This window comes from Pseudomonas sp. NPDC089530 (assembly GCF_050280705.1).
Classification (GTDB): domain Bacteria; phylum Pseudomonadota; class Gammaproteobacteria; order Pseudomonadales; family Pseudomonadaceae; genus Aquipseudomonas.
In genome coordinates this window covers 1-18102 of the sequence record NZ_JBNNVU010000102.1, presented here as the reverse complement: position 1 = coordinate 18102, position 18102 = coordinate 1, and the positions used below count along the sequence as shown (strand labels likewise).

At 66.0% G+C, this 18102-nt stretch carries 18 protein-coding genes and 1 pseudogene; 12 read left to right on the top strand and 7 right to left on the bottom strand.

Going from position 1 to position 18102, the window contains the following annotated elements; translation table 11 throughout:
* Positions 1–93: 93 nt before the first annotated feature.
* The 3 genes and pseudogenes from ACQKQA_RS26105 to ACQKQA_RS26095 all read left to right on the top strand — a co-directional run.
* Positions 94–825 (top strand): annotated as a pseudogene (locus tag ACQKQA_RS26105) (pyridoxal-phosphate dependent enzyme); the annotation flags it as partial.
* On the top strand, positions 825–1637 hold the full coding sequence (trpA, locus tag ACQKQA_RS26100; RefSeq protein ID WP_427563927.1) for a tryptophan synthase subunit alpha: 813 nt from the start codon (positions 825–827) through the stop codon (positions 1635–1637). The pseudogene ACQKQA_RS26105 and the gene trpA, both read left to right, overlap by 1 nt.
* A 120-nt stretch (positions 1638–1757) precedes the next feature.
* Positions 1758–2225 carry an anti-virulence regulator CigR family protein gene (locus ACQKQA_RS26095; protein WP_427563925.1) on the top strand — a complete coding sequence of 156 codons (468 nt, stop codon included), beginning with the start codon at positions 1758–1760 and terminating at the stop codon, positions 2223–2225.
* Positions 2226–2345: 120 nt separating this feature from the next.
* Here the strand turns inward: ACQKQA_RS26095 and ACQKQA_RS26090 are convergent, their stop codons facing one another.
* Positions 2346–2672: a DOPA 4,5-dioxygenase family protein gene (locus ACQKQA_RS26090; protein ID WP_427563924.1), complete on the bottom strand. Its 327-nt coding sequence runs from the start codon at positions 2670–2672 to the stop codon at positions 2346–2348.
* A gap of 80 nt (positions 2673–2752) precedes the next feature.
* On the opposite strand from ACQKQA_RS26090, the gene ACQKQA_RS26085 reads away from it, so the two are divergent.
* Positions 2753–3403, top strand: coding sequence for an NAD(P)-dependent oxidoreductase (locus tag ACQKQA_RS26085; protein ID WP_427563922.1), 651 nt, complete (start codon positions 2753–2755; stop codon positions 3401–3403).
* Between the two features lie 25 nt (positions 3404–3428).
* On the opposite strand, the gene ACQKQA_RS26080 is transcribed toward ACQKQA_RS26085, so the two are convergent.
* Complete coding sequence (locus ACQKQA_RS26080) at positions 3429–4379, bottom strand: choline sulfate utilization transcriptional regulator (RefSeq protein ID WP_427563920.1); 951 nt, start codon at positions 4377–4379, stop codon at positions 3429–3431.
* Positions 4380–4493: 114 nt separating this feature from the next.
* Here ACQKQA_RS26080 and betC point away from each other — a divergent pair, with 114 nt between their 5' ends.
* The 3 genes from betC (at position 4494) to ACQKQA_RS26065 (ending at position 8712) form a co-directional block, all read left to right on the top strand.
* The gene (betC, locus tag ACQKQA_RS26075) at positions 4494–6008 is read left to right on the top strand and encodes a choline-sulfatase (protein WP_427563919.1); all 1515 of its coding nucleotides are present in this window, start codon (positions 4494–4496) and stop codon (positions 6006–6008) included.
* A 17-nt stretch (positions 6009–6025) separates the two neighbouring features.
* Complete coding sequence (gene choX / locus ACQKQA_RS26070; protein WP_427563917.1) at positions 6026–6946, top strand: choline ABC transporter substrate-binding protein; 921 nt, start codon at positions 6026–6028, stop codon at positions 6944–6946.
* Between the two features lie 197 nt (positions 6947–7143).
* Positions 7144–8712, top strand: coding sequence for a SulP family inorganic anion transporter (locus ACQKQA_RS26065; RefSeq protein ID WP_427563915.1), 1569 nt, complete (start codon positions 7144–7146; stop codon positions 8710–8712).
* A 65-nt stretch (positions 8713–8777) separates the two neighbouring features.
* Here ACQKQA_RS26065 and aroE read toward each other — a convergent pair whose 3' ends face one another.
* Positions 8778–9599, bottom strand: a complete 822-nt coding sequence (aroE, locus tag ACQKQA_RS26060) for a shikimate dehydrogenase (protein ID WP_427563914.1) — start codon at positions 9597–9599, stop codon at positions 8778–8780.
* Between the two features lie 71 nt (positions 9600–9670).
* Positions 9671–10588 (bottom strand): oxygen-dependent coproporphyrinogen oxidase, encoded by a 918-nt coding sequence (gene hemF / locus ACQKQA_RS26055; RefSeq protein ID WP_427563912.1) that lies wholly within the window; start codon positions 10586–10588, stop codon positions 9671–9673.
* 170 nt (positions 10589–10758) lie between these two features.
* Between hemF and ACQKQA_RS26050 the strand changes: the two genes are divergently transcribed.
* Positions 10759–11736 carry a quinone oxidoreductase family protein gene (locus ACQKQA_RS26050; RefSeq protein ID WP_427563910.1) on the top strand — a complete coding sequence of 326 codons (978 nt, stop codon included), beginning with the start codon at positions 10759–10761 and terminating at the stop codon, positions 11734–11736.
* 145 nt (positions 11737–11881) lie between these two features.
* Here the strand turns inward: ACQKQA_RS26050 and ACQKQA_RS26045 are convergent, their stop codons facing one another.
* From ACQKQA_RS26045 to ACQKQA_RS26035, 3 genes are all read right to left on the bottom strand, one after another.
* Entirely contained in the window at positions 11882–12439 is a 558-nt protein-coding gene (locus ACQKQA_RS26045; protein ID WP_427563908.1) for an L-threonylcarbamoyladenylate synthase, read from the bottom strand.
* A gap of 54 nt (positions 12440–12493) precedes the next feature.
* The gene (dprA, locus tag ACQKQA_RS26040; RefSeq protein ID WP_427563906.1) at positions 12494–13603 is read right to left on the bottom strand and encodes a DNA-processing protein DprA; all 1110 of its coding nucleotides are present in this window, start codon (positions 13601–13603) and stop codon (positions 12494–12496) included.
* Between the two features lie 80 nt (positions 13604–13683).
* On the bottom strand, positions 13684–14709 hold the full coding sequence (locus tag ACQKQA_RS26035) for a LysM peptidoglycan-binding domain-containing protein (RefSeq protein WP_427563904.1): 1026 nt from the start codon (positions 14707–14709) through the stop codon (positions 13684–13686).
* 153 nt (positions 14710–14862) lie between these two features.
* Here ACQKQA_RS26035 and def point away from each other — a divergent pair, with 153 nt between their 5' ends.
* From def to ACQKQA_RS26015, 4 genes are all read left to right on the top strand, one after another.
* Positions 14863–15369 carry a peptide deformylase gene (gene def, locus ACQKQA_RS26030; protein ID WP_427563902.1) on the top strand — a complete coding sequence of 169 codons (507 nt, stop codon included), beginning with the start codon at positions 14863–14865 and terminating at the stop codon, positions 15367–15369.
* A 69-nt stretch (positions 15370–15438) separates the two neighbouring features.
* On the top strand, positions 15439–16398 hold the full coding sequence (gene fmt, locus ACQKQA_RS26025; RefSeq protein WP_427563900.1) for a methionyl-tRNA formyltransferase: 960 nt from the start codon (positions 15439–15441) through the stop codon (positions 16396–16398).
* Complete coding sequence (gene rsmB / locus ACQKQA_RS26020) at positions 16395–17720, top strand: 16S rRNA (cytosine(967)-C(5))-methyltransferase RsmB (protein WP_427563898.1); 1326 nt, start codon at positions 16395–16397, stop codon at positions 17718–17720. Before fmt ends, rsmB begins: the two co-directional genes overlap by 4 nt.
* Positions 17721–17742: 22 nt before the next feature.
* Positions 17743–18102: NAD-binding protein (locus tag ACQKQA_RS26015; RefSeq protein ID WP_427563896.1), on the top strand; the 360-nt coding region annotated here is incomplete at its 3' end.

The following is an 18102-nucleotide window of genomic DNA, read 5'->3' as shown; positions in this document are numbered from 1 at the left end:
GGCCAGCTCTGGTCGCCCATCGCGAAGTCGAGCGATGGACCATGTGATGAAACACAGGGCATATCCCGTGCCACAATGTGTATTAGTTGTGGGGTGATCCCGGTGGTCGCCGGCACCGGCACCCTGAAAGACGCGATGAACGAAGCCCTGCGCGACTGGGTGACCAACGTCGACAGCACCTTCTACCTGATCGGCACCGTGGCCGGTCCGCACCCTTACCCAGCGATGGTCCGCGACTTCCAGGCGGTGATCGGCAAGGAAACCCGCGACCAGCTGCAAGCCCAGGAAGGCCGCCTGCCGGACAGCCTGGTGGCGTGCATCGGCGGCGGTTCCAACGCCATGGGCCTGTTCCACCCGTTCCTCGACGATAAGAGCGTGCAGATCATCGGCGTCGAAGCCGCCGGCTACGGCATCGAGACCGGCAAGCACGCGGCCAGCCTGAACGGCGGCCTGCCGGGCGTACTGCACGGCAACCGCACCTTCCTGCTACAGGACGAGGATGGCCAGATCATCGACGCCCACTCGATTTCCGCCGGCCTCGACTACCCAGGCATCGGCCCCGAACACGCCTGGCTGCACGATATCGGCCGCGTCGAGTACACCTCGGTGACCGACGACGAAGCCCTGGCCGCGTTCCACCAGTGCTGCCGCCTGGAAGGCATCATCCCGGCCCTGGAAAGCGCCCACGCCCTGGCCGAAGTGTTCAAGCGCGCGCCGAACCTGCCCAAGGATCACCTGATGGTGGTCAACCTCTCGGGCCGCGGCGACAAAGACATGCAAACCGTGATGCACCATATGCAACAGTCCCAGCAGGAGAAACACTGATGAGCCGCCTGCAAACGCGCTTTGCCGAGCTTAAGCAACAGAACCGCGCCGCCCTGGTGACCTTCGTCACCGCCGGCGACCCGGGTTACGACGCCTCCCTGGCGATCCTCAAGGGCTTGCCGGCCGCCGGCGCCGACGTGATCGAACTGGGCATGCCCTTCACCGACCCGATGGCCGACGGCCCGGCGATCCAGCTGGCCAACATCCGCGCCCTGGCGGCGCAGCAGAACCTGGCGAAAACCCTGCAGATGGTTCGCGAGTTCCGCGCCGGCAACAACGAGACGCCGCTGGTGCTGATGGGTTACTTCAACCCGATCCACCACTACGGCGTGCCGCGCTTCATCGCCGAAGCCAAGGCAGCCGGGGTCGACGGCCTGATCGTGGTGGACATGCCGCCCGAGCACAACGCCGAGCTGTGCGACCCGTCCCAGGCTGCCGGTATCGACTTCATCCGCCTGACCACACCGACCACCGACGACGCACGCCTGCCAAAAGTACTGAATGGCAGCTCGGGCTTCGTCTACTACGTCTCCGTGGCGGGCGTGACCGGGGCCGGCTCCGCCACCCTGGAGCACGTGGAAGAGGCGGTGACCCGCCTGCGGCGCCACACCGACCTGCCGATCAGCATCGGTTTCGGTATCCGTACCCCGGAACAGGCCGCGGCCATCGCCCGCCTGGCCGACGGCGTGGTGGTGGGCTCGGCGCTGATCGACCAGATCGCCAATGCCAGCAGTTCCGAGCAGGCCGTGGACGGTGTGCTGAGCCTCTGCGCGTCCCTCGCCGAAGGGGTACGTCAGGCCCGTGTCAGCTGAGGGTAAAGTTCCTGATACAGAGGAATTAGCCTCGGCCGCCACAGACTAAACAGCAAGACCCAGGGGTTCGGAACCAGGTTCCGAGCCCCTTTTTGCTGTTCGTGTTCCGAGGAAGACCCGATGAAAATGCCCAAACACCTGATTGCCGGTCTCGGTGTGCTGATGCTGAGCGCCAGCCCGCTGCTGCCTGCGGTAGCGGACCCGCGCTACGACCATGATCGGGGTGATCCGCAACAGGGCCGCTACGACGACGGAGGGGACTATCGCCGGGACCACCGTGGCGATGAGCATCGCGGCCCGCAGTTCGATTATCGGGGCGGTCCGCCCCGGGATTTTGGCCCGGTGCGCCAGACCATTCGCGACAACCACGTCTACTTCGTGCGTGGCGCGCCGCCGCCCCGCGGCATCCTCCTGGTACGCGGCCAGCCGCTGCCTCGCGGCTACTACGGCGAACGCCTGGACAACCGCGCCCTGGCACACCTGCCGTACTACCGGGGTTACGAATGGCGGCGCATGGGCGCCGATATCGTGCTGATCGCGGTGGGGAGCGGGGTCGTCTACGAGATTCTGGATAACGTGTTGTATTGATCACGGCATCGCGTAGGAGCACAGCTTGCGTGCGATGAAGCGGCACGGCGTACCTGTCATAACGCGCCATCGTCCATCGCCGGCAAGCCGGATCGCCGCCCGCTCGCTCCTACAGATGGCTCAGAAGATCGACAGATCCAACGGCCTGATCGCCCCCATCCACACCGCGTGATCGGTGTGATCCTTCAGATCGTCGCCGGTGTCCGGGTGCAGGAACACCACCAGCCCGTTGCGATTGAGCGCCAGCCACGGCAGCACCAGGCCCAGGTACTGCGGTTCGAACGCCAGCTGGCAACTCCAGTCCGGATGCGGGCCGACCAAGCGCTCATGCACCCGCCCCATCTGCACCGGAAACAGTTGCGCCGCCTGCTCGCACAGCGCCCGCGCCTGGTCGATGGTGCTGGCGTCGAAATAGACATGGGCGTGATAGCCCTTGATGCGTTGCATGGAAAACCTCGCGACAAAGTCGAAACCCGGCGACGGCCCACAGGTCAAAATATCACCAGGGCAAAGAAACGAGCCGCGCCATGAAAAATGCCGAAACCCCGGTGGTAAAGCTGGTGCTCTATGGTGCCATGAGTAGCCTGGGCAGCGCGCTGATGGCGGAGTTCCTGCGGCGTCAGCATGAGGTGATCGCCATCCTCGACGACCTGACGGCCCTTGAGCCACTGCCCGGCTTGCGGACCAAATGCGGCGATCTGCTCAACGCCACGCGGGTCAGGCAAAGCGTGGCCGGAGGCGACGTGGTGGTCTGCCTGCTGGATGCCCCAGGGCTGCCCATGGGCCAGGAACAGCCGGAAAACCTGGGGCTCGAATCCCGCGAACAGCTCCAGGCGGTCGAGGCACTGATTGCCGGCATGGGGGAGGCCGGTGTCCGGCGCCTGTTTCTGGTGGGGCATTTCGAGGTGCTGGACCAGCCCGAGATGGAGGGTCGCGAGCCACGCCGCAGCGCCGAAGCGATCCTCGGTGCGCTGCAAGGCAGTCCCTTGCGCTGGACCCTGGTGAACGCTCCGCACAGCGTGCCCGGACTGACCCTGGAACATTTCCGCGAACCCGCCGGCAGCCTCCCATCGAAGCTGGACGAGCCCGTGCAACGACTCACGCGGGTGGCCGCCGGCATCGCCGATGAACTGCGGCTGAACCTGCATGTGAGCGAGCATGTGAACTTCGTGTGTTGAGCCACTCGCTCAATCCGCGACAACCTCAAACCGCAATCGAAGGCAGCGCCAACCCGGCCAGGGATTGCGCGCTGTCGGCCTGTTCGGCCATCAGCCAGTCGAAGAACCGCTGGATCAGCGGCCCACGCCGTTTGCGCTGCGGCAGGACCACGTAATAGCCGTAGCGGGAGATCACGGTTTCGCCGATCGGCCGGCACAGCAGGCCTTGCGCCAGCAGGTCGTCCACCAGATGGCGCCAGCCGATGGCCACCCCCTGGCCGCCGATCGCCGCCTGGATCAGCAGGGTGTAGTTGTCGAAACGCAGTTGCCCCGGCGCCGGCGGGGTGGCGATGCCCAGCTCGCGGAACACGCCGCTCCAGTCGAACCAGTGGCTGCTGCTTTCCCCCTTCAGGTGCAGCAACGGAAACTCCAGCAGCGTCTGGGCGGGCAGGGGCGTCGGCCGCTCCTTGAGCAGCAGCGGGCTGCACACTGGAAACACTTCCTCGTTGAACAGCCAGTGGCTTTCGCCCTGCTTGAAACGGCCATCGCCGAACAGCACCGCCACGTCGATATCGCTGCGCAACATGTGCTGGCTGCGCTCGCTGGTGACCAGGCTCACGTCCACCTGTGGGTTGGCGGCGTGAAAACGATGCAGCCGCGGCATCAGCCAGTAAGCGGCGAAGGCGAAGTCGGTGGCCACCTGCAGCACCTCGTGCTGGTGCTGGGCGGTGATGGCGCTCAGGCCGCTGTCGATGCTCTGCAAACCGGCCTGCACCTGCTCGAACAGCAAGCTGCCGGCCTCGGTCAGTTCGATGCCACGGTAGATGCGGTCGAACAGCCGGGTACCGAGCTGCTCCTCCAGCCGTTTGATCTGCTGGCTGATGGCCGGCTGGGTGGTGCCCAGTTCCGCCGCTGCGGCGGTAAAGCTGCGCTGGCGCGCCGCCGCCTCGAAGACGCGAAACAGATCCAGGGACAGGTCGCCAAGGGCTTCATACATAAGCTGCACTTATCCTAGTCATTGCCGCACATGGGCTTTACCACAAATACCGCGAGTTACATGCTCGATCGCAGCACTTTCCCATAACTCCTCACTATGGAATGCCGCGAAGACATGAAGCGCAAGAACATTCTTTTCATCATGGCCGATCAGATGGCCGCGCCACTGTTGCCGTTCTACGGTCCATCGCCCATCAAGCTGCCGCACCTGAGCCGCCTCGCCGCCCAGGGCGTGGTGTTCGACGCCGCCTACTGCAACAGCCCACTGTGTGCGCCTTCGCGCTTCACCCTGGTCAGCGGCCAGTTGCCGAGCAAGATCGGCGCCTATGACAACGCCGCCGACTTTCCCGCCGACGTCCCGACCTACGCCCATTACCTGCGCCGCCTGGGCTATCGCACCGCGCTCTCGGGCAAGATGCATTTCTGCGGTCCGGACCAGTTGCACGGCTACGAAGAACGCTTGACCTGCGATATCTACCCGGCCGACTACGGCTGGGCGGTGAATTGGGACGAGCCGGACGTGCGCCCGAGCTGGTACCACAACATGTCCTCGGTGCTGCAGGCCGGGCCGTGCGTGCGCACCAACCAGCTGGATTTCGACGAGGAGGTGCTGTTCAAGGCCCGCCAGTACCTGTTCGACCATGTGCGCGAAGACGGCGACCAACCGTTCTGCCTGACCGTGTCGATGACCCATCCCCACGACCCCTACACCATTCCCAAGGCCTTCTGGGACCTGTACCGCGACGAGGAGATTCCGCTGCCCCGGACCCCGGACCAGGCCGATCTCGACCCGCACTCCCAGCGTCTGCTCAAGGTTTACGACCTGTGGGGCAAGCCGCTGCCTGTGGATAAAATCCGCGACGCGCGCCGCGCCTATTTCGGCGCATGCAGCTATATCGACAGCAACGTCGGCAAACTCCTGGAAACCCTGGAGGAAACCGGGCTGATCGACGATACCATCGTCATCTTCTCCGGCGACCACGGCGACATGCTCGGCGAGCGCGGCCTCTGGTACAAAATGCACTGGTTCGACATGGCCGCTCGCGTGCCGCTGCTGGTCAGCGCGCCAGGGCAATTCGCCGCCGGCCGGGTCACCCAGGCCGTCTCCACCGCCGACCTGCTGCCGACCCTGGTGGAACTGGCCGGTGGCGAGCTGCAACCGGGGCTGCCGCTGGACGGCCGCTCCCTGGTGCCGCACTTGCGAGGGCAGGGCGGACACGACGAGGTCTTCGGCGAATACATGGCCGAAGGCACCGTCGGCCCGCTGATGATGATTCGCCGCGGCCGCTACAAGTTCATCTACAGCGAAGACGACCCGTGCCTGCTGTTCGACCTGGCCAACGACCCGCAGGAACAGGAAGAACTCAGCCAATCGCCGCAGCATCGCCAACTTTTCGAGGGTTTTCTCCGCGAAGCACGGGCCAAATGGAACATCCCGGCCATTCACCACCAGGTACTCGCCAGCCAGCGTCGACGTCGCTTCGTCGCCGACGCGCTGAGCCTCGGCAAGCGCAAGAGCTGGGACCACCAGCCGCTGGTCGATGCCAGCCAGCAGTACATGCGCAACCACATCGACCTCGACGATCTGGAGCGCAAGGCTCGTTATCCACAACCCTGCCAAAACCAATAAAACCTAAGGGGAAGAGCATGCAAAAGTTATCCACAACACTGGTCGCCGCGCTTCTGGTAGCAGGCAGCGCCTCGGCCTGGGCCGAACAGGGCTGCGAGACTGTGAAGATGGCCGATCCGGGCTGGAGCGACATCGCCGCCACCAATGCCATCACCGGCTTCCTGCTGGACGGCATGGGCTACAAGGCCAAGGTCGACACCCTGGCGGTGCCGATCACCTTCGGCGGGCTCAAGGATGGCCAGGTGGATGTGTTCCTCGGCAACTGGATGCCGGCGCAGCAGGGCTTCTACGACAAGTTCGTGGCCACGGGCGAGGTTACCCAGCTGGCGAAGAACCTGGATGGCACCGAGTTCACCCTGGCGGTGCCGGATTATGTGTGGGACGCCGGCGTGCATGACTTCAAGGACCTGAACACCTTCGCCGACAAGTTTGACAAGAAGCTCTACGGCATCGGTTCCGGGGCCCCGGCCAACCTGTCATTGCAGGAGATCATCAAGAAGAACGACTTCGACCTCGGCCAGTGGAAGCTGATCGAGTCCAGCGAGCAGGCGATGCTGGCGGAAGTCTCCCGGGCGGTGAAACGGCAGAAGTTCGTCACCTTCCTCGGCTGGACCCCGCACCCGATGAACGTGCAACTGAAAATGCGCTACCTCAAGGGCGGCGAGCAGTACTTCGGCGCGACCGGCAGCGTCTACACCCTGACCCGCAAGGGCTACACCCAGGCCTGCCCGAACGTCGGCAAGCTGCTGAGCAACCTGAGCTTCACCCAGGACATGGAGAACAGCATCATGGCCGAGGTGGCGAACAAGAAGGTCAGCAACGCCGACGCCGCCAAGGCCTGGATCAAGGCCAACCCGGCGGTGCTGGGCAAATGGCTGGACGGGGTGAAGACCCTCGACGGCAAGGATGCGCTGCCGGCCGTGCAAGCCAGGCTCTAGCGCGTATGTAGGAGCGAGGCTTGCCCGCGATGGGCTACGCAGTAGCCCCAAAACCTGCGCACACGGTCCATCTGGAAGACCGTGTCGCCCGCATCGCGAGCAAGCTTCGCTCCTACAGGAAACCCTGGCGGAATAGGGCAAGCCTTCCGGCAATGCTTTACCCTGACGCCCCTGAACACGCTCACCCGCGAGGACCCATGGCCTGGCCCGATCGCCATTCACTCTTGCCCTTCCTGGGCTGGCTGCCGCGGCAGACCCGTGCCAGCGTCGGGCGCGACCTGCTGGTGGGCCTGAGCGGCGCCATCCTGGCGCTGCCGCAGTCCATCGCCTATGCCCTGATCGCCGGCCTGCCGCCGGAATACGGCCTGTATGCCGCCATCGTGCCGGTATTGATCGCCTGCCTGTGGGGATCGTCCTGGCACCTGATCTGTGGTCCGACCGCAGCAATTTCCATCGTGCTCTACGCCAGCGTCAGCCCCCTGGCGGTGCCCGCGTCCCAGGACTACATCACCCTGATCCTGCTGCTGACTCTGCTGGCGGGGGTATTCCAGTGGCTGCTGGGCCTGCTGCGCTTCGGCGCGCTGGTGAACTTCGTGTCCCATTCGGTGGTGCTCGGCTTCACCCTCGGCGCCGCGGTGGTGATTGCCCTCGGGCAACTGCCCAACCTGCTGGGCCTGGACCTGCCGAGCGAGGCCACGGCGCTGAACAGCCTGGCCGCGCTGTTCGCCCATCTCGACGCTGTGGATAAACCCTCGCTGATCCTCGGCCTGGGCACCCTGGTCGTTGGCGTGGCCCTGAAACTGCTGGTGCCGCGCTGGCCTTCGCTGCTGCTCACCCTGGTCCTCAGCGCGCTGCTGGTATGGCTGTGGCCGTCGATGTTCGGCCAGGTGCAGCTGGTCAGCGCCTTTACCGGGCGCCTGCCGCCGTTCAGCCCGCTACCGCTGGACCTGGACATGATCCTGCGCCTGCTGCCCAGCGCGGTGGCAGTGGGCATGCTGGGGCTGGTGACCAGCCTGTCGATCGCCCGCTCGCTGTCGGCCCGCTCCGAGCAGTTGCTCGATGCCAATCAGGAGGTCCGCGCCCAGGGCCTGTCGAATATCGTCGGCGCGTTCTTCTCCGGGTACCTGTCGTCCGGCTCCTTTACCCGCTCCGGCCTGAGCTACGAAGCCGGCGCCTGTTCACCCCTGGCGGGGGTGTTCTCGGCGTTGTGGGTGGCCTTGTTCGCGGTGGCCGGCGCGGCGCTGATCGCCCATATCCCGCTGCCGGCCATGGCCGGCAGCATCCTGCTGATCTGCTCGGGGCTGGTGGACCATCGCGGCATTCGCGCGCTGTTCCGCGTCAGCCGCGCCGAATTCGCGGTGATGAGCCTGACCTGTATCGCCACCTTGCTGCTGGAATTGCAGACGGCGATCTACGCCGGGGTCCTGGCATCGCTGTTCTTCTACCTCAAGCGCACCTCGCAACCGCGGGTGCAGCATGGCCGCGAAGGCGACGAAGACATTTTACGGGTCGGCGGCTCGATCTTTTTTGGCGCCAGCCATTACCTGCAGGTACGCATGCAGCGCTGCCACGCCCCGCGCCTGGTGATCGACGCCCGGCAGATCAACTTCATCGACTATTCCGGGGTGGCCATGCTGCACCAGGAAGCCCGCCGCCTGCTGCGCCAGAACCGCAGCCTGACCCTGCGCCGTGCCCGGGCCTCGGTGATCGAGGAATTGAGAAAACTCGAAGGCCCGGAGCACTGTCCGATCCGCTTCGAGGATTGATCGCCGGTTGCAGCGCGGCCATATCGGGCATCCGACTTGCCCGCGATGAACGATGACGCGGCGGGTCAGAGCGCCAGCTGGCGCCGCAGCTCCGCCAGCACCGGCGCGGTGTCCGGGCGCACGCCGCGCCACAGGAAGAAGGCTTCCGCGGCCTGCTCGGCGAGCATGCCCAGCCCATCCATGGCGATCGCCGCGCCGTGTTCACTGGCCCAGCGACAGAAGGCGGTCGGCTCCTTGCCGTACATCATGTCGTAGCACACCGTCTTGCCCGGCTCGATCAGGCTGGGGGCGATTGGCGGCACGTCGCCGCTGAGGCTGGCCGAGGTGGCGTTGATGATCAGGTCCACCGGCTCGTGCAACCAGTCGAAACCGCTGGCGGATACCGGCCCCAAGTCATCGAACAGCTCGGCCAGCCGCTCGGCCTTTTCCACCGTGCGGTTGGCGATGATCAGCGACGCCGGCTGCTCCGCCAGCAGCGGTTCCAAAGCCCCACGCACCGCGCCACCGGCGCCCAGCAGCAAGATGTACTTGCCCTTGAGGCTGAAGCCGGCGTTGACCGTCAGGTCGCGCACCAGGCCGGCGCCGTCGGTGTTGTCGCCCAACAGGCTGCCATCGGCGAGCTTGCTCAAGGTGTTCACTGCACCGGCGCGCTGGGCGCGGGCGGTCAGGCTGTCGGCCAGGCGATAGGCGTCCTCCTTGAACGGCACCGTGACGTTGGCGCCACGCCCGTCGACGAAGAACCCGCGGGCACAGCCGGCGAAATCGTCGAGGGGCGCCAGCAGGGTGGTGTAAGTCATCCGCTGCGCCGTCTGCTCGGCGAACAGCCGATGAATCAGCGGCGACTTGCTGTGGCCGATCGGGTTACCAAAAACGACGTACTGATCCATCCGATAAAACCCTCATGCGCGCCTTGGCGGGAAGGCGCGACGCTGTCTCTGTTCAACCAGGCGGCGATGCCTTACGCGGAGCCCGCCAGCCAGTCGCGATCCTGCAGGAAGTACTCGGTCAGGCGCGCTTCTTCGCTGCCTGGCTCGGCCTTCCAATCGTAAGCCCAGCGCACCTGCGGCGGCAGGGACATCAGGATCGACTCGGTGCGCCCGCCCGATTGCAGGCCGAACAGGGTGCCACGGTCGTAGACCAGGTTGAACTCCACATAACGGCCGCGGCGGAATTCCTGGAACTCGCGCTGCTTCTCGGTATAGGCCTGGGCCTTGCGGCGCCGGACGATCGGCAGGTACGCCTCGAGGTAGGCGTCGCCGATGGCGCGCATGAAGGCGAAGCTGGTGTCGAAGTCCCACTCGTTGAGGTCGTCGAAGAACAGGCCGCCGATGCCCCGCGGCTCATTGCGATGCTTGAGGTGGAAGTAGCTGTCGCACCAGGCCTTGTAGCGCGGGTAGACGTCCGGGCCGAAGGGCGCGCAGGCCTTTTCGGCGACGCGGTGCCAGTGCACGCAGTCATCGATGTTGCCGTAGTAGGGGGTCAGGTCGAAACCGCCGCCGAACCACCAGACCGGCTCTTCGCCTTCTTTCTCGGCGATGAAGAACCGCACGTTGGCGTGGGAGGTTGGCACATGGGGGTTGTGCGGGTGGATCACCAGCGACACGCCCAGGGCCTCGAAGCCACGGCCGGCCAGTTCAGGGCGGTGGGCGCTGGCGGACGGCGGCAGGCCGCTGCCGAACACATGGGAAAAGTTGACGCCGCCTTTCTCGATCACCGCACCGTCGGCGATCACCCGGGTACGCCCGCCACCGCCGGCCGGCCGGGTCCAGGCGTCTTCGACGAAGCGGGTGCCGCCGTCTTCGGCTTCCAGGGCAGCGCAAATGCGGTCTTGCAGGTCGAGCAGATAGGCTTTCACGGCCTCGGTGCGGGTAGTCATGGCATCACCTTGAATCGGGCAAAGCTACGCGGCGCCAGGGATACAGCCAGGGGGCCTGCGCAAACGGGCGCGTAGCATAACACTGCGGGGGGGCCGGTCGCAGTTGACGACGATCAAGCATAGGAGTCCGATAAGGCACTTTCGCGACACGACCAAGGAGAGAAGTGCAGATGGCCAAGCGTATCCAGTTCCGGGCCCACGGCGGCCCCGAAGTACTCGAGTATGTGGACTACCAGCCCGCCGAACCGGGCCCGCAGCAGGTTCGCGTGCGTAACCAGGCCATCGGCCTGAACTTCATCGACACCTACTACCGCAGCGGCCTCTACGCGCCGCCGGCCCTGCCATCGGGCCTGGGCGCCGAAGGGGCCGGGGTAGTCGAGGCCGTCGGCAGCGCCGTGACCCGCTTCAAGGTCGGCGACCGCGTGGCCTACGGCAGCGGCCCGCTGGGGGCCTACAGCGATGTGCATGTACTGCCCGCCGACAACCTGGTGCACCTGCCGGACAGCATCGACTTCGAGCAGGCCGCCGGCATGATGCTCAAGGGCCTGACCGTGCAGTACCTGCTGCGCCAGACCTATGAGCTCAAGGGCGGCGAAACCGTGCTGTTCCATGCCGCAGCCGGCGGGGTCGGGCTGATCGCCTGCCAATGGGCCAAGGCCCTGGGGGTGAAGCTGATCGGCACCGTCAGTTCGCCGGAAAAAGCCGCCCTGGCGAAGTCCCTCGGCGCCTGGGAAACCATCGACTACAGCCATGAAGACGTGGCCAAGCGTGTGCTGGAGCTGACCGGCGGCAAGAAATGCCCGGTGGTCTACGACGGCGTGGGCAAGGACACCTGGCTGACCTCCCTGGACTGCCTGCAACCGCGGGGGCTGATGGTCAGCTTCGGCAACGCCTCGGGCGCGGTGGAAGGGGTCAACCTGGGGATTCTGGCGGCCAAGGGCTCGCTCTATGTCACGCGCCCGTCCATGGCGGCCTACGCCAACAACGCCGAGAACCTGCAGGCCATGGCCGACGATCTGTTCGCCATGGTCGCCAGCGGCAAGCTGAAGATCGAGATCGGCCATCGTTATCCGCTGGCGGACGCGGCGAAGGCGCAGACCGAGCTGGCGGCGCGACGGACCACGGGGTCGACCATTCTGTTGCCGTAAGCCCTGGGTCGTCTGAGCGAATGCATCGCGGGCAAGCCTCGCTCCTACAGACTCGAGTCGTACGCCCAATGGGTGAACGATCAAAAATCTTGTAGGAGCGAGCGGGCGGCGATCCGACTTGTCCGCAATGAAGGATGCCGCGATTTCAGGCCGGACGGACGATCTTGCCGGTCGCCAGGTCGCGGATCAGGCTCGGGTTCTTGCGCCCGCCCAGGTTGCCGCCCAGCACCAGGTCCAGCTGCCCGCGGAAATACTGCTCGACCCGCAGCCGCGTACGGGCAGCAGGGCGGCCTTGAGGGTTGGCCGAGGTGGAAATCAGCGGCCCGACCAGCGCGCACAGCTCCCGCACCAAAGGATGATCGCTGACCCGCAGCGCCACGGTGTCGTGGACCCCGGTGACCCACTCCGGCAACAGGTTCTGGTGGGGCACCAGCCAGGTGTTGGGCCCAGGCCAGGTGCTGGCCATGCGATCGATCCAGTCCTGGGGGAAATCCTCGAACAGAAAATCGAACTGGCGGATGTTATCGGCGATCAGGATCAGGCCCTTATCCACAGACCGCGACTTGATGGCCAGCAACCGGTCCACCGCCTCTTCGTTCCACGGGTCGCAGCCCAGCCCCCAGACCGCTTCGGTTGGATAGGCAATCACCGCCCCTGCGCGAATTTCTCGTGCGGCTTTTTGCACACGCCAACTGCTGACCATTGCTGACTCTCCGGATTAAGGCTGTGCGCAGTTTACCGATACTGCCTATAAAGCCTAGCTTTTTGCCCGCACGAACCAGCACCCCCCTTCGGATACCGCGCGACCTTCCAGCTCCAGCTCGGTGAGCGCCGCCAGCACCCTGGACAGGCTCCAGCCGCTGGCCTCGACCAGGCCCTCGCTGGTCTGCGGCGCCGCATGCAACAGCGCCAGCAGCGGATGCGCCGGCGCGGCGGCGGGCGAGGTTGTGGATAACGGCAACCGTTGCCAGCCACGCAGGGCCTCGAGGATGTGCTCGATGGTTTCCACCAGCACCGCGCCATCGCGAATCAACTGATGGCAACCCCGGGCCCCGGGGTGGTGGATCGAGCCGGGTATCGCATACACCTCGCGCCCTTGCTCGGCGGCGAGCCGGGCAGTGATCAGCGAGCCGCTGGCGACGCTGGCCTCCACCACCAGCACGCCAAGGACCAGGCCGCTGATGATCCGGTTACGCCGGGGAAAGTGGCTGGCCTGGGGCCCGGTCTCCAGCGGGAACTCGGAAACCACCGCGCTGCCCTGGGCGATCATGGCCTCGGCCAGGCGCCGATTGCGCTGTGGATAAAATTTTTCCAGGCCGGTACCGAGCACGCCGACAGTCTGCCCGCCGACCTCCAGGGCCGCCTGGTGCGCCGCGCCATCGATACCCAACGCCAGACCGCTGGTGATGACAAAACCGGCCGCGGCCAGGCTGCGGGAAAACGCCGCGGCGGTGTCCATGCCGGGCCGTGACGCGCGACGGCTGCCGACCACCGCCAACTGCGGTTTTTCCAGGATCCGCGGATCGCCGGCGACGAACAGCAACGGCGGCGCATCGACGATTTCCCGCAGCAGCGCCGGGTAGTCCGGCTGGTCCCACATCAGTAAATGCTGGCCCGGACGCTCCAGCCAGGCCAGGGCGTGGCTGGCGCCATCCCGGACCTGGGCATTGCGTCGGGACTCGGCCGCGACCGCCGGCAAGCCCAGGGTTCGCCAGGCACTGGCCGGTGCGCTGATGGCCCTGGAGGCCGAACCGAAGGCTTCGAGCAGCACCTGAAAACGCTTCGGACCCAGCTCCGGCAAGCGGTGCAAACGTAGACGGGCTTCCAGTTCCGCGGGGGAAACCGGAGCCTGGACAGACGGTGGCATAGGATCATCCTTGATCGTGATAAGCCCGGCAGCAGCAGGAACAAGCTGTGGATAACTCTGTTGGTAACTTGTTGAGGGTTTTACGGGTTGCGCACCTTGTCAAGGATCGCCAGGGAGCGTGAAGCATTGAGCACCAGGCCGTAGCTGAGCTTGTCGTAGGTGCGGAACACCATCAGCAGGCCGGCCCGCTCATCGGGTATTTTCACCTGGCCGCCGGCCACCCGGTCGCGCACGGTTTCCCCGGTTTTCATCACCGCCAGCACATTGCCTTCCGCCAGGCCGTCGCGCCGCCCCTTGTTCAGCGTCACCACATCCAGCGCGCCGATCTGGGTGACGCCCCGCGGCACATCGATGATCAGGCCCTCGACGGCCTGGTTCGGCGGGCTGGGAGCGAAGCTCGAGTCGAGGATGCGCGGCTCGCCGCTGAACAAGCGGTCCCCCAGGCGCACTTCCTGGGTAGTGCGCTGCAATCGCAGGGTGGCGATATCGCCCTCGACCGCGAGCAGCTCGCCACTGCCGATCTCGTCGGCGTTGATCCCCAGCACTTCGCCGCTCTGCGGGTCGGTGTAGGTCTTGCCCTGACGGAAGATGCCGTAGGCCGGCTGTTCCGGGTCGAAGCGGCCGCGGGCGAAGATCCGGTCGCCGGTGCCGCTGAGCACCCGCTCGGCATCGCCGGCGACTACATAGGGCGCGCTGTCGAAGGCGTCCGCCCGGTCGAGGATGCGGTTGCTCAGCAGGAAGCTGTCGATGGCCTGCAACGGAATGCTTGGAATCGCCTCGGCCAGCGGCATGCGACGCACCTGGGGCGACAGCTTGATCGTGCCCCGGGAGACCCCGCGTTCCAGGCTCAGGCGCGGTTCGCCAGCGACCCGGACCAGCGCCAGGGAGTCGCCGGGGTAGATCAGGTCGGGGTCGGCCAGGCTGGCATTGGCCTGCCAGAGCGCCGGCCATTGCCAGGGGTCACGCAGAAAGCGGCTGGCGATGCTCCACAGGGTGTCGCCCGCCACCACGGTGTAGCGCTGTGGATAATCCTCCCGGAGCGCCACCTGCGCCTGGCCGATACCGGCCCAGCCCACGAGCAGCAAGGCGAGTAGTGATTTCCTCATGCGGTGAATCCCTTTATCATATGTACTCGCGTGAAACGCCAGAGCCTGTGCGCTCCCTGCTCCCGACCGAGCACGTTTTACAACGGTTGCCCGGTCCACCACCCGCAAGGCCTCCGATTCCGAACTTACTTCACACGTGTAGCAACGACGCTTATGGCCATTTTGAACATCCTCGAATTCCCCGACTCGCGCCTGCGCACTATCGCCAAACCCGTGGCCGTAGTGGACGACGAAGTGCGTCAGTTGGTCGACGACATGTTTGAAACAATGTATGAGGCGCCCGGCATCGGCCTGGCCGCCACTCAGGTCAACGTGCACAAGCGCGTCGTGGTCATGGACCTGTCCGAAGACCGCAGCGAGCCGCGGGTGTTCATCAACCCCGAGTTCGAAACGCTCACCGACGAGATGGGCCAGTACCAGGAAGGCTGCCTCTCGGTGCCAGGCTTCTACGAGAATGTCGATCGTCCGCAACGCGTGAAAATCAAGGCCCTGGACCGTGACGGCCAACCTTACGAACTGATCGCCGAAGGCCTGCTCGCGGTGTGCATCCAGCACGAATGCGACCACCTCAACGGCAAATTGTTCGTCGACTACCTGTCCACGCTCAAACGCGACCGGATCAAGAAGAAGCTGGAAAAGCTGCATCGCCAGCAGGCGTGATGACCGTCTTGCAAAGGCTTGCCACGGCAAGCCTTTTTCTTTTCCGAGTGTTTACCTACGAGAATTCCCATGACTGAGCCACTGCGCATCGTCTTTGCCGGCACCCCGGAATTTGCCGCCGAACACCTCAAGGCCCTGCTCGACAGCCCCTACGAGATCGTTGCGGTCTACACCCAGCCGGACCGCCCGGCCGGGCGTGGGCAAAAGCTGATGCCAAGCCCGGTCAAGCAGCTTGCCGTGGAAAACGATATTCCCGTGCTGCAACCGCCGACCCTGCGCAATGCCGAGGCCCAGGCCGAGCTGGCAGCCCTCAAGCCGGACCTGATGGTGGTGGTCGCCTATGGCCTGATCCTGCCGCAGGCGGTGCTGGATATTCCGCGCCTGGGCTGCATCAACAGCCACGCCTCCCTGCTGCCACGCTGGCGCGGGGCGGCGCCGATCCAGCGCGCCGTGGAAGCCGGCGACGCCGAAAGCGGCGTGACCGTGATGCGCATGGAAGCCGGCCTGGACACCGGGCCGATGCTGCTGAAAGTCAGCACCCCGATCAGCGCCGACGACACCGGCGGCAGCCTGCATGACCGTCTCGCCGAAATGGGCCCGCCGGCCGTGGTGCAGGCCATCGCCGGCCTCGCCGCGGGGACTCTGCAAGGCGAGGTGCAGGACGACAGCCTGGCCACCTACGCCCACAAGCTGAACAAGGACGAGGCGCGGATCGACTGGAACCGTCCGGCGGTGGAACTGGAACGCCTGGTACGCGCCTTCAACCCCTGGCCGATCTGCCACAGCACCCTGAACGGCGAGGCCCTGAAGGTGCTGGCCGCCCGCCTCGCCGAAGGCCGTGGCGTACCGGGGACCATTCTCGGCGCCAGCAAGGACGGCCTGCTGGTCGCCTGCGGTGAGCAGGCGCTGTGCCTGACCCGCCTGCAATTGCCCGGCGGCAAGGCGCTGAACTTCAGCGACCTGTTCAACAGCCGACGCGAGAAGTTCGCCACCGGCACCGTGCTCGGACAAGCGGCGGACACCCAATGACCCCCCGTCTGGCCGCCGCCAAGGCCCTGACCTCGGTCCTCACAGGCAAAGCCTCGCTCAACAGCTCGCTGCCGACCCAGCTGGACAAGGTCGAAGTGCGCGACCGCGGCTTCACCCAGGACCTGGCCTTCGGTACCGCACGCTGGCAGCCCCGGCTGGCGGCGCTGGCGGCCAAGCTGTTGCAGAAGCCGTTCAAGGCCGCCGACGCCGACGTCGAGGCGCTGCTGCTGGTGGGGCTCTACCAGTTGCTCTACACCCGCGTCCCCGCCCATGCCGCCATCGGCGAGACCGTGGGCTGCGCCGACAAGCTGAAAAAGCCCTGGGCCAAGGCCCTGATCAACGCCGTGCTGCGCCGCGCCCAGCGCGAGAGCGAAGCGCTGTTCGCCGAGCTGGAGCGCGACCCGGTGGTGCGCACCGCCCACCCGCGCTGGCTGCAAAAATCCCTCAAGGCGTTCTGGCCCGAGCAATGGGAAGCCATCTGCGCCGCCAACAACGCCCACCCGCCGATGATCCTGCGGGTCAACCGCCGTCATCATGCCCGCGACGCCTACCTGAAACTGCTGGCCGAGGCCGGTGTTGCCGCCAAGCCTTGCGTCTACAGCCAGGACGGCATCGTGCTCGATGAAGCCGCCGACGTGCGCAGCCTGCCGGGCTTCGCCGAAGGCTGGATCAGCGTGCAGGACGAGGCCGCGCAACTGGCCGCCGAGCTGCTGGAACTGGCGCCAGGCCAGCGGGTGCTGGACGCCTGCTGCGCCCCCGGCGGCAAGACCTGCCATATCCTCGAAGTCCAGCCGGCGCTGGCCGGCGTGGTGGCGGTGGACCTGGAAGCCAAGCGCCTGGTGCGGGTCCGGGAGAACCTCGACCGCCTGGGCCTGGACGCCGAACTGATCGCCGCCGATGGCCGCGACACTGCGGCCTGGTGGGACGGCAAACCCTTCCAGCGCATCCTGCTGGACGCGCCCTGTTCGGCCACCGGGGTGATTCGCCGTCACCCGGACATCAAGCTCACTCGCCAGGCTGACGATATCGCCGCCCTGGCCGCCCTGCAGGGCGAATTGCTGGACACCATGTGGTCGACCCTGGAAGTCGGCGGCATCCTGCTGTACGCCACCTGCTCGACCCTGCCGACCGAAAACACCAAGGTGATCGAAGCCTTCCTCGGCCGCACCCCGGGCGCGCGCGAACTGGACATCGCCGGGCAACTGGGTCAGCCTGCGGCCGGCCTGAAGCAGCCCCATGGGCGCCAGTTGCTGGCGCAAGAGGGCGGCCACGACGGGTTCTACTACGCCAAGCTGATCAAGATCGCCGCCGCGCGCGGCTAAACGGTTTTAAGGGAGTGACTGGATGAAGATCATCATCCTCGGCGCCGGGCAGGTGGGCGGAACGCTGGCGGAACACCTGGCCAGCGAAGCCAACGACATCACCGTGGTCGACACCGACGGCGAGCGCCTGCGCGATCTCGGCGACCGCCTGGACATCCGTACCGTGCACGGCCGCGGTTCGTTCCCCACAGTGCTGCGCCAGGCCGGCGCCGACGATGCCGACATGCTGGTCGCGGTGACCAACAGCGACGAAACCAACATGGTCGCCTGCCAGGTCGCCCACACCCTGTTCCACACCCCCACCAAGATCGCCCGGGTACGGGAAGCGGCCTACCTGACCCGCGCCGGCCTGTTCGACAACGATGCCATCCCGGTCGACGTG

Coding starts and splice junctions, on each gene's coding strand:
- ACQKQA_RS26050 (WP_427563910.1), top strand. CDS start 10,759: ATGGCCAAGCGTATCCAGTTCCGGGCCCACGGCGGCCCCGAAGTACTC.
- fmt (WP_427563900.1), top strand. CDS start 15,439: ATGACTGAGCCACTGCGCATCGTCTTTGCCGGCACCCCGGAATTTGCC.
- ACQKQA_RS26045 (WP_427563908.1), bottom strand. CDS start 12,439: ATGGTCAGCAGTTGGCGTGTGCAAAAAGCCGCACGAGAAATTCGCGCA.
- ACQKQA_RS26095 (WP_427563925.1), top strand. CDS start 1,758: ATGAAAATGCCCAAACACCTGATTGCCGGTCTCGGTGTGCTGATGCTG.
- ACQKQA_RS26035 (WP_427563904.1), bottom strand. CDS start 14,709: ATGAGGAAATCACTACTCGCCTTGCTGCTCGTGGGCTGGGCCGGTATC.
- aroE (WP_427563914.1), bottom strand. CDS start 9,599: ATGGATCAGTACGTCGTTTTTGGTAACCCGATCGGCCACAGCAAGTCG.
- choX (WP_427563917.1), top strand. CDS start 6,026: ATGCAAAAGTTATCCACAACACTGGTCGCCGCGCTTCTGGTAGCAGGC.
- ACQKQA_RS26065 (WP_427563915.1), top strand. CDS start 7,144: ATGGCCTGGCCCGATCGCCATTCACTCTTGCCCTTCCTGGGCTGGCTG.
- ACQKQA_RS26090 (WP_427563924.1), bottom strand. CDS start 2,672: ATGCAACGCATCAAGGGCTATCACGCCCATGTCTATTTCGACGCCAGC.
- trpA (WP_427563927.1), top strand. CDS start 825: ATGAGCCGCCTGCAAACGCGCTTTGCCGAGCTTAAGCAACAGAACCGC.
- def (WP_427563902.1), top strand. CDS start 14,863: ATGGCCATTTTGAACATCCTCGAATTCCCCGACTCGCGCCTGCGCACT.
- ACQKQA_RS26085 (WP_427563922.1), top strand. CDS start 2,753: ATGAAAAATGCCGAAACCCCGGTGGTAAAGCTGGTGCTCTATGGTGCC.
- hemF (WP_427563912.1), bottom strand. CDS start 10,588: ATGACTACCCGCACCGAGGCCGTGAAAGCCTATCTGCTCGACCTGCAA.
- betC (WP_427563919.1), top strand. CDS start 4,494: ATGAAGCGCAAGAACATTCTTTTCATCATGGCCGATCAGATGGCCGCG.
- dprA (WP_427563906.1), bottom strand. CDS start 13,603: ATGCCACCGTCTGTCCAGGCTCCGGTTTCCCCCGCGGAACTGGAAGCC.
- rsmB (WP_427563898.1), top strand. CDS start 16,395: ATGACCCCCCGTCTGGCCGCCGCCAAGGCCCTGACCTCGGTCCTCACA.
- ACQKQA_RS26080 (WP_427563920.1), bottom strand. CDS start 4,379: ATGTATGAAGCCCTTGGCGACCTGTCCCTGGATCTGTTTCGCGTCTTC.